Source organism: Pseudomonas sp. CH235, assembly GCF_004368175.1.
In the GTDB taxonomy this organism is placed as follows: Bacteria; Pseudomonadota; Gammaproteobacteria; order Pseudomonadales; family Pseudomonadaceae; genus Aquipseudomonas; species Aquipseudomonas paraglycinae.
Map to the genome: position 1 here is coordinate 81,311 of NZ_RRZJ01000013.1, position 13,072 is coordinate 94,382.

General features: G+C 61.6%; 13 protein-coding genes. All 13 read left to right on the forward strand.

The features are described from left to right. Position 1 precedes the first annotated feature (1 nt). Positions 2-298, forward strand: coding sequence for a hypothetical protein (locus tag EIY71_RS15785; protein ID WP_007958300.1), 297 nt, complete (start codon positions 2-4; stop codon positions 296-298). A 172-nt stretch (positions 299-470) separates the two neighbouring features. Further along, a complete protein-coding gene (locus EIY71_RS15790; protein WP_003222863.1) occupies positions 471-1,946 on the forward strand; it encodes a sigma-54 dependent transcriptional regulator in 1,476 nt (491 codons plus the stop codon). 110 nt (positions 1,947-2,056) lie between these two features. Next, positions 2,057-3,268, forward strand: coding sequence for a PAS domain-containing sensor histidine kinase (locus tag EIY71_RS15795; RefSeq protein ID WP_085747113.1), 1,212 nt, complete (start codon positions 2,057-2,059; stop codon positions 3,266-3,268). Between the two features lie 5 nt (positions 3,269-3,273). After that, the gene (locus EIY71_RS15800; RefSeq protein WP_134022259.1) at positions 3,274-4,665 is read left to right on the forward strand and encodes a sigma-54 dependent transcriptional regulator; all 1,392 of its coding nucleotides are present in this window, start codon (positions 3,274-3,276) and stop codon (positions 4,663-4,665) included. Positions 4,666-4,793: 128 nt separating this feature from the next. Further along, complete coding sequence (gene fliE / locus EIY71_RS15805) at positions 4,794-5,123, forward strand: flagellar hook-basal body complex protein FliE (RefSeq protein WP_007958292.1); 330 nt, start codon at positions 4,794-4,796, stop codon at positions 5,121-5,123. Between the two features lie 15 nt (positions 5,124-5,138). Continuing rightward, positions 5,139-6,926 (forward strand): flagellar basal-body MS-ring/collar protein FliF, encoded by a 1,788-nt coding sequence (gene fliF, locus EIY71_RS15810; RefSeq protein WP_007958290.1) that lies wholly within the window; start codon positions 5,139-5,141, stop codon positions 6,924-6,926. Continuing rightward, positions 6,919-7,938, forward strand: a complete 1,020-nt coding sequence (fliG, locus tag EIY71_RS15815) for a flagellar motor switch protein FliG (RefSeq protein WP_007958288.1) — start codon at positions 6,919-6,921, stop codon at positions 7,936-7,938. The genes fliF and fliG overlap by 8 nt, the downstream gene beginning before the upstream one ends. Positions 7,939-7,942: 4 nt before the next feature. Continuing rightward, positions 7,943-8,749, forward strand: a complete 807-nt coding sequence (fliH, locus tag EIY71_RS15820; RefSeq protein WP_102717468.1) for a flagellar assembly protein FliH — start codon at positions 7,943-7,945, stop codon at positions 8,747-8,749. Next, positions 8,739-10,097: a flagellar protein export ATPase FliI gene (fliI, locus tag EIY71_RS15825; protein ID WP_085605786.1), complete on the forward strand. Its 1,359-nt coding sequence runs from the start codon at positions 8,739-8,741 to the stop codon at positions 10,095-10,097. The genes fliH and fliI overlap by 11 nt, the downstream gene beginning before the upstream one ends. A gap of 6 nt (positions 10,098-10,103) precedes the next feature. After that, positions 10,104-10,553 (forward strand): flagellar export protein FliJ, encoded by a 450-nt coding sequence (gene fliJ, locus EIY71_RS15830; RefSeq protein WP_007951935.1) that lies wholly within the window; start codon positions 10,104-10,106, stop codon positions 10,551-10,553. 101 nt (positions 10,554-10,654) lie between these two features. Next, positions 10,655-10,954 carry an STAS domain-containing protein gene (locus EIY71_RS15835; RefSeq protein WP_011333053.1) on the forward strand — a complete coding sequence of 100 codons (300 nt, stop codon included), beginning with the start codon at positions 10,655-10,657 and terminating at the stop codon, positions 10,952-10,954. A 5-nt stretch (positions 10,955-10,959) separates the two neighbouring features. Next, complete coding sequence (locus EIY71_RS15840; protein ID WP_129974231.1) at positions 10,960-12,663, forward strand: fused response regulator/phosphatase; 1,704 nt, start codon at positions 10,960-10,962, stop codon at positions 12,661-12,663. A 30-nt stretch (positions 12,664-12,693) separates the two neighbouring features. Further along, complete coding sequence (locus EIY71_RS15845) at positions 12,694-13,041, forward strand: Hpt domain-containing protein (RefSeq protein WP_085747108.1); 348 nt, start codon at positions 12,694-12,696, stop codon at positions 13,039-13,041. The last annotated feature ends 31 nt before the right edge of the window (positions 13,042-13,072 follow it).

A 13,072-nucleotide genomic window follows, 5' to 3' on the forward strand; every position in this document is an offset into this window, starting at 1 on the left:
CATGAGTCTTGTATTGCAGCGAATCGAAGAAACCCGGGCAGCGTTGGTCGGAGCACTGGCCGAGCGCAACTGGGAGGCCATCGGTCAACTGGATCTCGATTGCCGTTCCTGCATGGAAGATGTCTTGAGTGAGGCTTCGGTGGACGAGGTCGCATTGCGCGACAACCTCGAGGAGTTGCTGCATGTCTACAAGCAGCTGCTTGAAGTCGCCATGGGTGAGCGTCAGGCGATAGTCGACGAGATGTCGCAGATCACCCAAGCGCAGAACGCGGCAAAGGTTTACCATCTGTTTGGTTAATTAACCCCCAGTTAATCCAGACATGTGCGCCATAAATTTGACTGTGCACGGTTTTTTGACTTAACTAGTGGCTGTTTTCAGATTTCAGGCGTCTACAGGCACAAGGTGTCCTGCAAGCGTCTCGCTTGCCCCTCATTTTGGGCATTGAGTTGACTAGGGAAGTTGCTATTGCATGTGGCGTGAAACCAAAATTCTGCTGATCGATGACGATAGCGTCCGCCGCCGCGACCTGGCGGTGATCTTAAATTTTCTTGGCGAAGAAAATTTACCCTGCGGAAGCCATGACTGGCAGCAGGCAGTCGGCTCTTTGTCGTCTAGTCGTGAGGTCATTTGCGTACTGATCGGGACGGTCAATGCTCCTGGTGCGCTTTTGGGCTTGCTAAAGACACTCTCAACCTGGGATGAGTTCCTTCCGGTTTTGCTGATGGGCGATAATTCTTCGGTGGACCTGCCCGAAGACCAACGCCGCCGGGTACTTTCGACCCTCGAAATGCCGCCGAGCTACAGCAAGCTGCTGGACTCCCTGCACCGTGCCCAGGTCTATCGCGAGATGTACGACCAGGCCCGAGAGCGCGGCCGCCATCGCGAACCCAACCTGTTCCGCAGCCTCGTCGGCACCAGCCGCGCGATCCAGCACGTGCGTCAGATGATGCAGCAAGTGGCCGACACCGACGCCAGCGTGTTGATCCTCGGCGAGTCCGGGACCGGCAAGGAAGTGGTTGCGCGCAACCTGCATTACCATTCCAAGCGTCGTGACGCGCCATTCGTACCGGTCAACTGCGGGGCGATCCCGGCCGAGTTGCTGGAAAGCGAACTGTTCGGTCACGAGAAGGGCGCCTTCACCGGCGCGATCACCAGCCGTGCCGGCCGCTTCGAGCTGGCCAACGGCGGTACGCTGTTCCTCGACGAAATCGGCGACATGCCGCTGCCGATGCAGGTCAAGCTGCTGCGCGTGCTGCAGGAACGTACCTTCGAGCGCGTGGGCAGCAACAAGACTCAAAGCGTCGACGTGCGCATCATCGCCGCGACCCACAAGAATCTCGAAAGCATGATCGAGATCGGCACCTTCCGCGAAGACCTCTACTATCGCCTGAACGTGTTCCCGATCGAGATGGCGCCGCTGCGTGAGCGCGTCGAAGACATTCCGTTGCTGATGAACGAGCTGATCTCGCGCATGGAGCACGAGAAGCGCGGTTCGATCCGCTTCAACTCCGCCGCCATCATGTCCCTTTGCCGCCACGGCTGGCCGGGCAACGTCCGCGAGCTGGCCAACCTGGTGGAGCGCATGGCGATCATGCATCCGTACGGGGTGATCGGCGTGGTCGAGTTGCCGAAGAAATTCCGCTACGTCGACGACGAAGACGAGCAAATGGTCGACAGCCTGCGCAGCGACCTGGAAGAGCGCGTGGCGATCAACGGCCACACGCCGGACTTCACCGCCAACGCCATGCTGCCGCCGGAAGGTCTCGACCTGAAGGACTACCTCGGTGGTCTGGAGCAGGGCTTGATCCAGCAGGCGCTGGACGACGCCAATGGCATCGTTGCCCGCGCCGCCGAACGCCTGCGCATTCGCCGCACCACGCTGGTGGAGAAGATGCGCAAGTACGGCATGAGCCGTCGTGAAGGTGATGAACAGGCGGATGATTGACGCCTGTTTTTCAACTGCTTCATTTATAAGCGGTTTTTTTTAGGCACGGGTATTGCTACGTCCCTCGCAACGTTCCGTTTAACTGACGGTCAGCCAAGCGAGAGAGCACAATGCCCCAAGCCTCCCAGATGTCTTCTGTTCCCGAGTCCTCGGGGCAACTGCCGTCCGTAGAGCAGGCGAGCCGCCAGGGGCTTGAGCAGGCATTCGCCCTGTTCAACCAGATGTCGAGCCAGTTGACCGACTCCTACAGCATGCTCGAAGCCCGGGTCACCGAGCTCAAGGGCGAGTTGGCCGTAGTCAGCGCCCAGCGCATGCAGGAACTGGCGGAAAAAGAACGCCTGGCCAACCGTCTGCAAAACCTCCTCGATCTGTTGCCCGGCGGCGTCATCGTCATCGACGGTCACGGCATCGTGTGCGAGGCCAATCCGGCCGCCATCGATCTGCTGGGCCTGCCTCTGGAAGGCGAGCTGTGGCGCCATGTCATCGCCCGTTGCTTCGCGCCTCGTGAAGATGACGGCCACGAAATTTCCTTGAAGAACGGTCGACGCCTGTCGATTGCCACCCGCTCGCTGGATGCCGAGCCGGGGCAGTTGGTACTGCTCAACGACCTGACTGAAACCCGTCACTTGCAGGATCAGCTTGCGCGCCACGAGCGACTGTCTTCCCTGGGTCGGATGGTCGCTTCGCTGGCTCATCAAATTCGTACGCCGTTGTCCGCCGCCTTGCTGTACGCCAGTCATTTGACCGAGCAGGAACTGCCGGTCGCCACCCAGCAGCGCTTCGCCGGTCGCCTCAAAGAGCGTCTGCACGAGCTCGAGCATCAGGTGCGCGACATGCTGGTGTTCGCTCGCGGAGAATTGCCGCTGACTGATCGCATCACGCCCAATACCTTGATGCAATCGTTGCAGGCCGCGGCGCTGACCCATGTGCAGGATCTGCCGATCCGCTGGCAATGCGACAGCCATGCCGGCGAGTTGCTGTGCAATCGCGACACGCTGGTCGGGGCGCTGCTCAATCTGATTGAAAACGCGATTCAGGCGAGTGCCGGTGAGGTGCGTCTGAAGGTGCATTGCTATACCCGCGACAACACTCTGCGTTTGTGTGTCAGTGACAGCGGCAGCGGTATCGATGCGACAGTGCTGGCGCGGCTGGGCGAGCCGTTTTTCACCACCAAAGTCACCGGGACCGGCCTGGGCCTGACCGTGGTCAAGGCCGTGGCGCGTGCGCATAAGGGAGAATTGCGGCTGCGTTCGCGGGTCGGGCGCGGTACGTGCGCGCAGGTCATCCTGCCGTTGTTTTCTGCTGTACAGGGAGCTGAGTGAAGGTCATGGGCATCAAGGTTCTGCTGGTCGAGGATGACCGCTCGTTGCGCGAAGCGCTGGCCGATACGCTGTTGCTGGCCGGTCACGACTATCACGCGGTGGGTTCGGCCGAAGAGGCGCTGAACGCCGTCGAGCGCGAAGCGTTCAGTCTGGTGGTCAGCGACGTCAACATGCCGGGCATGGATGGTCATCAATTGCTCGGCCTGCTGCGCGCGCGACAACCGCAATTGCCGGTGCTACTGATGACCGCCCATGGCGCGGTCGAGCGCGCGGTCGATGCGATGCGTCAAGGCGCGGCGGATTATCTGGTCAAGCCGTTCGAGCCCAAGGCTCTGCTGGATCTGGTGGCGCGTCACGCCTTGGGCAGCCTTGGCGTGAGTGATACCGAAGGCCCGGTCGCGGTCGAGCCCGCCAGCGCTCAATTGCTGGATCTGGCAGCGCGGGTCGCGCGCAGTGATTCCACCGTGCTGATTTCCGGCGAGTCCGGCACCGGCAAGGAAGTGCTGGCGCGCTACATCCACCAGCAATCCCATCGCGCCAGTCAGCCGTTCATTGCGATCAACTGTGCGGCGATCCCCGACAACATGCTCGAAGCCACCCTGTTCGGTCACGAAAAAGGCTCGTTCACCGGCGCCATCGCGGCCCAGGCCGGCAAGTTCGAACAGGCGGACGGCGGCACCATTCTGCTCGACGAAATTTCCGAAATGCCTCTGGGCCTGCAAGCCAAGCTGCTGCGGGTGTTGCAGGAGCGGGAAGTGGAGCGGGTCGGCGCCCGCAAGCCGATCACTCTGGATATCCGCGTGGTAGCGACCACCAACCGTGATCTGGCCGGCGAAGTCGCGGCGGGGCGATTCCGTGAAGACCTCTATTATCGTCTGTCGGTATTTCCGCTGGCCTGGCGTCCGTTGCGCGAGCGCACCGCCGATATCCTGCCGCTGGCCGAGCGTCTGTTGGCCAAACACGTCAATAAAATGAAGCACGCGATGGCGAAGTTCTCGCCCGAGGCGCAAGCGTGCCTGATCGGTTATCCGTGGCCGGGCAACGTGCGCGAGCTGGATAATGCGGTCCAGCGGGCCTTGATTCTGCAGCAGGGCGGGTTGATCCAGCCGCAGGATTTCTGTCTCTCCGGGCCTGCGCTGTTCGCCCCGTTGCCGTCGGTTGTGCCGGTTGCGCCGGTCATTCGTGAAGTCGAAATCGAGGCGGATTCGGCCGGTGCGCTGGGCGATGACCTGCGTCGCCGCGAGTTCCAGATGATCATCGACACCCTGCGTACCGAACGCGGTCGACGCAAGGAAGCCGCCGAAAAACTCGGCATCAGCCCGCGCACCCTGCGTTACAAACTGGCGCAAATGCGCGATGCGGGCATGGATGTCGAAGGCTACCTGTTCGCCACCTGACGGGTGGCGCAAACGTTTGAAACGGCTTTTCTGAAAGCGGTGCCCATGAGCTGGCACCGTTGTTGCTAACACCTGAGTACCCGCCGAGTGAGTGTCAAAAAATTGCGGGCCGCCCAAGAGAGTAGACCATGAGCCAAGGTATTGAATTTAATCGGTTGATGATGGACATGAAGGCCATGCAAATGGACGCCATGTCGAAGCCGAAATCGATTGCCGCTGCCCCTGAAGTGGCAGGCAGCAGCTTTTCCGACATGCTCGGTCAGGCCATCAACAAAGTCAGTGATACCCAGCAGGCGTCGACTCAGTTGGCCAACGCATTTGAAATCGGCAAGAGCGGCGTCGATCTGACGGACGTGATGATTGCCTCGCAAAAAGCCAGCGTGTCGTTCCAGGCTCTGACCCAGGTGCGCAACAAGCTGGTTCAGGCTTATCAAGACATCATGCAGATGCCGGTTTAAGGACGAGATTGAGTCATGGCAGAAGCAGTCGCCGATAACGTTCCGGCCAAGGCCACCCCGATAGACGGCAAACCGCCGCTGTTCGGCCTGTCCTTCCTGGAAAACCTCTCCGAGATGACCGTGCTGCGTCAGGTGGGCCTGTTGGTCGGCCTGGCCGCGAGCGTGGCGATTGGCTTTGCCGTGGTGCTGTGGTCGCAGCAACCGGACTACCGGCCTCTGTACGGCAGCCTTGCCGGCATGGACGCCAAGCAGGTCATGGACACCCTGGCCTCCGCCGACATTCCCTACACCGTCGAACCGAATTCCGGCGCCTTGCTGGTCAAGGCCGATGACCTGTCCCGTGCGCGGCTCAAGCTCGCGGCCGCTGGTGTCACTCCCAGCGACGGCAACATCGGTTTTGAAATCCTCGACAAGGAACAGGGTCTGGGCACCAGCCAGTTCATGGAAGCGACCCGTTATCGTCGCGGCCTCGAAGGCGAACTGGCCCGCACCATTTCCAGCCTGAACAACGTCAAGGGCGCGCGCGTTCACCTGGCGATCCCGAAAAGCTCGGTGTTCGTGCGTGACGAGCGCAAGCCAAGCGCTTCGGTACTGGTCGAGCTGTATTCCGGTCGTTCGCTGGAGCCAGGCCAGGTCGTTGCCATTATCAACCTGGTGGCAACCTCCGTTCCCGAGCTGAGCAAATCGCAGATCACCGTCGTCGACCAGAAGGGCAACCTGCTGTCGGATCAGGCGGAAAATTCCGAAATGACCATGGCCGGCAAGCAGTTCGACTACAGCCGCCGCATGGAAAGCATGCTCACCCAGCGCGTGCACAACATTCTGCAACCGGTACTGGGCAACGATCGCTACAAGGCTGAAGTTTCGGCCGACGTCGATTTCAGTGCCGTCGAGTCGACTGCCGAGCAGTTCAACCCGGATCAACCGGCTCTGCGCAGCGAGCAGTCGGTCAACGAACAACGCACCGCCAGCAATGGCCCGCAAGGTGTGCCGGGTGCCCTGAGCAACCAGCCGCCGTCGCCGGCCTCGGCACCGCAGACCACCGGTGGCGCAGCCGCGCCGGCGAGCATGGTGCAGCCAGGTCAGCCACTGGTTGATGCCAACGGTCAGCAGATCATGGACCCGGCCACCGGCCAGCCGATGCTCGCGCCGTACCCGGCGGACAAGCGTCAACAATCCACCAAGAACTTCGAACTCGACCGTTCCATCAGCCACACCAAACAGCAGCAGGGTCGCCTGAATCGCCTGTCGGTGTCGGTAGTGGTGGACGATCAGGTCAAGATCAACCCGGCCAACGGCGAAACGACTCGCGCGCCGTGGAGCGCCGACGAATTGGCGCGCTTCACTCGTCTGGTACAGGACGCTGTCGGCTTCGACGCCAGCCGTGGCGACAGCGTCAGCGTGATCAACATGCCGTTCTCCGCCGAGCGCGGCGAAGTGATCGCCGACATTCCGTTCTACTCCCAGCCATGGTTCTGGGACATCGTCAAACAAGTGCTGGGCGTGTTGTTCATCCTGGTGCTGGTGTTCGGCGTGCTGCGTCCGGTGCTCAACAACATCACCGGTGGCGGCAAAAGCAAGGAGCTGGCCGGTCTGGGCGGCGACATGGAACTCGGTGGCATGGGCGGTCTGGATGGTGAACTGTCCAACGATCGCGTCAGCCTCGGCGGCCCGACCAGCATCCTGCTGCCGAGCCCGAGCGAGGGTTATGACGCTCAGTTGAACGCAATCAAGAGTCTGGTGGCAGAAGACCCGGGTCGTGTGGCCCAGGTCGTGAAAGAGTGGATTAACGCAGATGAGTGATAACCGAGCCGCCGTCGCCAAACTGTCCCGGGTCGATAAAGCCGCGATTCTGCTGCTGTCCCTGGGTTCGACCGATGCCGCACAAGTGCTGCGCCACATGGGCCCCAAAGAGGTCCAGCGAGTCGGCGTGGCCATGGCCCAGATGGGCAACGTCCACCGTGAGCAGGTCGAGCAGGTCATGAGCGAGTTCGTCGACATCGTCGGCGATCAGACCAGCCTGGGCGTCGGCTCCGACGACTACGTGCGCAAAATGCTCACCCAGGCCCTGGGTGAAGACAAGGCCAACGGCCTGATCGACCGCATTCTGCTGGGTGGCAACACCAGTGGCCTCGACAGCCTGAAATGGATGGAGCCGCGCGCCGTTGCCGACGTGATCCGTTACGAGCACCCGCAGATCCAGGCGATCGTGGTCGCGTACCTCGATCCGGATCAGGCCGGTGAAGTGCTGGGCAACTTCGACCACAAGGTGCGTCTGGACATCATCCTGCGCGTCTCGTCGTTGAACACCGTGCAGCCGGCCGCGCTGAAAGAATTGAACCAGATCCTCGAGAAGCAGTTCTCCGGCAACTCGAACGCCTCGCGCACCACCCTGGGTGGCATCAAGCGGGCGGCGGACATCATGAACTTCCTCGACAGCTCGATCGAAGGCCAGCTCATGGACTCGATCCGCGAAGTCGACGAAGACCTGTCCGGTCAGATCGAAGACCTCATGTTCGTGTTCAACAACCTGGCCGATGTCGACGACCGCGGGATCCAGGCGCTGTTGCGCGAAGTGTCTTCCGATGTGCTGGTGCTGGCCCTCAAGGGTTCGGACGAAGGCGTCAAGGAGAAGATCTTCAAGAACATGTCCAAGCGTGCCGCCGAACTGCTGCGCGACGACCTCGAGGCCAAGGGCCCGGTGCGCGTCAGCGACGTGGAGACCGCGCAGAAGGAAATCCTCACCATCGCCCGCCGTATGGCCGAAGCCGGAGAAATCGTGCTCGGTGGCAAGGGCGGCGAGGAAATGATCTAAGCCCATGGACAAGCATGACGACGATGTGACGGACCTGATCCGTGCCCGGGACGTCCGTGGTTTCGAATCTTGGGCGTTGCCCAGCTTCGACCCGCCGAAACCTGAGCCCGAGCCGGAACCGGAGCCTGAACCGCCGGAAATGGAAGAGGTGCCGCTGGAGGAAGTCCAGCCACTGACTCTGGAAGAGCTCGAAAGCATCCGTCAGGAGGCCTACAACGAAGGCTTCGCCATAGGCGAAAAGGAAGGCTTTCACAGCGCCACCCTCAAGGTGCGCCAGGAAGCCGAAGTGGTCCTGACGGCCAAGGTCAACAGCCTTGAGCAGCTGATGGGCCACCTGTTCGAGCCCATCGCCGAGCAAGACACCCAGATCGAAAAGTCACTGGTCGACCTCGTGCAGCACATCGCCAAGCAGGTGATTCAGCGCGAACTGGCCATCGACTCGACGCAGATCGAACACGTCATGCGCGACGCCCTCAAGCTGCTGCCGCTGGGCGTGGGCAATGTGCGGCTGTACGTCAATCCACAGGATTTCGAACAGGTCAAAGCCCTGCGCGAACGTCATGAAGAAACCTGGCGTATCGTCGAAGACGAAACCCTGCTGCCGGGCGGTTGCCGGGTCGAGACCGACCACAGCCGGATCGACGCCAGCATCGAAACCCGCGTCAGCCAGGTCATGGCCAAGCTGTTCGACCAGTTGCACGAACAGGCCCTGCACCCGGCCGCGCCGGACCTGAGTCTGGATCTGCCGGAGTCGCCAAAACCGGCACCGGTCGCAGATGAGCCGCTCGCGGACGCCCCCGATGCGCCTTGAACGCACCAGTTTCGCCAAGCGCCTGAGCACCTACGCTGAGGCCACCGAAATCGCCGGTGCGCCGATCCTCGAAGGGCGCCTGCTGCGCATGGTCGGCCTGACACTCGAAGCCGAAGGCTTGCGCGCCGCCATGGGCACCCGCTGCATGGTGATCAACGACGACACCTATCACCCGTCCCAGGTCGAAGCCGAAGTCATGGGCTTCTCCGGCAGCAAGGTGTTCCTGATGCCGGTCGGCAGTGTGGCTGGCATTGCCCCGGGCGCCCGCGTGGTGCCGCTGGCCGACACCGGTCGCCTGCCGATGGGCATGAGCATGCTCGGTCGCGTGCTCGACGGCGCCGGACGTGCGCTGGACGGCAAGGGCGGCATGAAGGCCGAAGACTGGGTGCCGATGGACGGCCCGACGATCAACCCGCTCAACCGTGACCCGATCAGCGTGCCGCTGGACGTCGGCATCCGTTGCATCAACGGTTTGTTGACGGTCGGTCGCGGCCAGCGTCTGGGTCTGTTCGCCGGTACCGGTGTCGGTAAATCGGTGCTGCTGGGCATGATGACCCGCTTCACCGAGGCCGACATCATTGTCGTCGGCCTGATCGGTGAGCGGGGTCGAGAAGTTAAGGAATTCATCGAACACATCCTCGGTGAAGAAGGCCTCAAGCGTTCCGTGGTGGTGGCGTCGCCGGCGGACGATGCGCCGCTGATGCGTCTGCGCGCGGCGATGTACTGCACGCGGATCGCCGAGTATTTCCGCGACAAGGGCAAGAACGTCCTGTTGCTGATGGATTCCCTGACCCGTTTCGCCCAGGCCCAGCGGGAAATCGCCCTGGCCATCGGCGAGCCGCCGGCGACCAAGGGGTATCCGCCGTCGGTTTTTGCCAAATTGCCGAAACTGGTGGAGCGCGCCGGTAATGCGGAGAAGGGCGGGGGTTCGATCACCGCGTTCTACACCGTATTGTCCGAAGGAGATGACCAGCAGGACCCGATCGCCGACTCGGCGCGTGGTGTGCTCGACGGCCACATCGTGCTGTCGCGACGCCTGGCCGAAGAGGGCCATTACCCGGCCATCGATATTGAAGCCTCGATCAGCCGGGTAATGCCCGCGGTGGTGTCGCCGGAGCACATGCAGCGCGCGCAATACTTCAAGCAGCTGTGGTCGCGCTATCAACAGAGCCGCGACCTGATCAGCGTCGGCGCCTATGTCGCGGGCGGTGACCGCGAGACTGACCTTGCCATCAATCTGCAGCCGCAACTGGTCAGATACCTGCGTCAGGGTCTCAACGACAACATCAGCCTGGGTGAAAGCGAAGCGTATCTCGGCACGATTTTCGCCCCGGCGGCCGGCGGGTAACCGGTCATGGCCCTGAGTCGAGCCGCGCGTCTGGCGCCGGTGGTGGACATGGCCGAGAAGGCCGAGAAAACCGCCGTGCAACGCCTGGGTTACTTTCAGGGGCAGGTGAAGGTGGCCGAGAGCAAGCTCGCCGACCTGCATGCCTTTCGTCTGGATTACTCCGAGCAGTGGATCGTACGCGGCAGCACCGGCGTGTCCGGGCAGTGGCTGCTCGGTTTTCAGGGCTTTCTGGCGCAACTCGACACCGCCGTCGATCAGCAGCGCCAGAGTCTGCAATGGCACCAGAACAATCTGGACAAGGCCCGCGATGCCTGGCAGCAGGCATTCGCCCGGGTCGAAGGTCTGCGCAAGCTTGTACAACGTTATCTGGATGAAGCGCAGCGCGCCGAAGACAAGCGCGAACAGAAGCTGCTGGACGAGTTGTCCCAGCGTTTGCCGCGCCACGAGGCGTTTTGACGGGCAGATCTCGCACAGATCCCGACGCCATCGCGCCTTGCCCATGGCCCCTCCAAGTGCTAAACCTTGTACAAGTTCGTCAATGACAAGGAAGCCAGTACATGTCAGTCGTTACAGAAGTGTCTGCGGACAAGAAAAAACTGACGATTTCGGTCAAGGGGCGATTCGATTTCGCCAAGCATCAGGAATTTCGCCAATCCTACGAAAAAGAGCAGCCCGAATCTGTGATTGTCGACCTCAAGGAGGCGACCTATCTCGACAGTTCGGCACTCGGCATGCTGCTTCTGCTGCGTGATCATGTCGGCGGGGACGACTCGGAAATCCGCGTGGTCAACAGCAGTTCCGACGTGAAGAAAATCCTCGCCATCTCCAACTTCGACAAGCTGTTCGACATCAGTTGACGGCCATGCAGCCGCAAGAGCCGCTGACGATCCTGATCGCCGAAGACAGCGCCGCTGACCGGCTGTTGTTGTCGACCATCGTCCGTCGTCAGGGGCATGAAGTGCTGACGGCTACCAATGGGGCCGAAGCGGTCGAGGTGTTTTCCAGCCAGCAGCCGCATTTGGTGCTGATGGATGCCATGATGCCGGTCATGGACGGCTTCGAGGCCGCGCGGCAGATCAAGGTGCTGGCCGGTGAAAACCTGGTGCCGATCATCTTCCTCACGTCGCTGACGGAAAGTGAAGCGCTGGCCCGCTGCCTTGAGGCTGGCGGTGACGACTTTCTGGCGAAGCCCTACAACCAGGTGATTCTCGCCGCCAAAATCAAGGCGATGGATCGCTTGCGCCGCTTGCAGGCCACGGTTCTTCAGCAACGCGACCTGATCGCCAAGCATCACGACTATCTGCTCAACGAGCAGCGGGTCGCCAAGGCTGTATTCGACAAGGTCGCGCATTCCGGTTGCCTGAGCGCGCCGAATATCCGTTACCTGCAATCACCCTATGCGCTGTTCAATGGCGACCTGCTGTTGGCGGCGTACACCCCGGCCGGCGACATGCATGTGTTGCTCGGTGACTTCACCGGTCACGGCTTGCCGGCGGCGGTCGGCGCCATGCCGCTGGCCGAGGTGTTCTATGGCATGACCGCCAAGGGTTACGGTCTGGCCGAGACCCTTAGGGAAATGAACGCCAAGCTCAAACGCATCCTGCCGGTGGACATGTTCTGTTGCGCGACGCTGTTGTGCCTGAGCTTTCAGCGGCGCTCGGTGGAAGTCTGGAACGGCGGCATGCCCGACGGTTATCTGCATTGCCTGGCTACCGGGGAGCGTAAGCCGCTGGCGGCTCGGCATCTGCCGCTGGGCGTGCTCAGCCCGCAGACCTTCGATGACCGCACCGAGGTTCACTCGATGGCGGTGGGTGATCGGGTGTTTCTGCTCTCCGACGGGGTCATCGACACCTGTGATGCCAACGATCAGTTGTTCGGTGTCGAGCGCTTGCACCAGGTGTTCGCCGCCAATCGCCAGCCGGATCGGCTGTTCGAGGACATCGAGCAGGCCTTGCAGGACTTTCGCGGTGAGGCCCGGGACGATGTGAGCATGGTCGAGGTCAGTCTGCTGGAGATGGCGCAGGTCAATCCGTCGGCGCCGGTTTATTCCGACAGTGGCCAGTCCTGTCCGCTGGACTGGTCGGTGAGCTTCGAATTTCGCGGTGCCACGCTCAAACGCTTCAATCCGCTGCCTTATCTGTTGCAGTTGCTACTGGAAGTGCATGGCTTGCGGGCGCAGAGTGGCGCACTGTACAGCGTGCTGGCCGAGCTTTATTCCAACGCGCTGGAGCATGGCGTGCTGGGCCTGGATTCGAGCCTCAAGCGCGATGCATCGGGTTTCGCCCGTTATTATGAGCAGCGCAATGCGCGCCTCGAGGCCTTGCAGGACGGTTACGTGCGCGTGCATTTGCAGGTGCGGCCGGAAGGTGAGGGCGGTTGTCTGGTGGTGCGGGTCGAAGACAGCGGCCAGGGATTCGATGTCTCGCGCGTGATGGAGCGGCCGCTCGACGGTGTCCGTCTGTCGGGGCGCGGAGTCAGTCTGATCCGGCAATTGGCGCGTAATGCCAGCTGGTCCGACGATGGTCGCAGTGCTCGCGTGGAGTTTTTCTGGGAGGCTCTGGCATAATCCGCGCATTCTTGATCAAGGAGTGAACAAGTGGCTGATACACATGTGGACCACGAAGCGCTAAGCGTGCTGCGGGAAGTGATGGAAGACAGCTATCCGGAACTGCTGGATACCTTTCTCGCCGATTCCGAAAATCGCCTGCGGGAGTTGCAGCAGACTGCCGATGCCGACGCATTGTCTTCCGTTGCGCACAGCTTCAAGGGCAGCAGCAGCAACATGGGTGCGACCCGTCTTGCGGTGCTGTGCCAGGAGCTGGAACAGCATGCCAAAGACAAAAGCCCTTCTGAAATCATCAAACTGGTCGCCGACATCCATAGCGAATTCGCCGATGTGCGGCCCGTTTATGTCGCCGAGCGGCAGCGCTCGCTGACCCACTGATCCTGCCGTCGGGCGGTTTTGCCGGAATTCT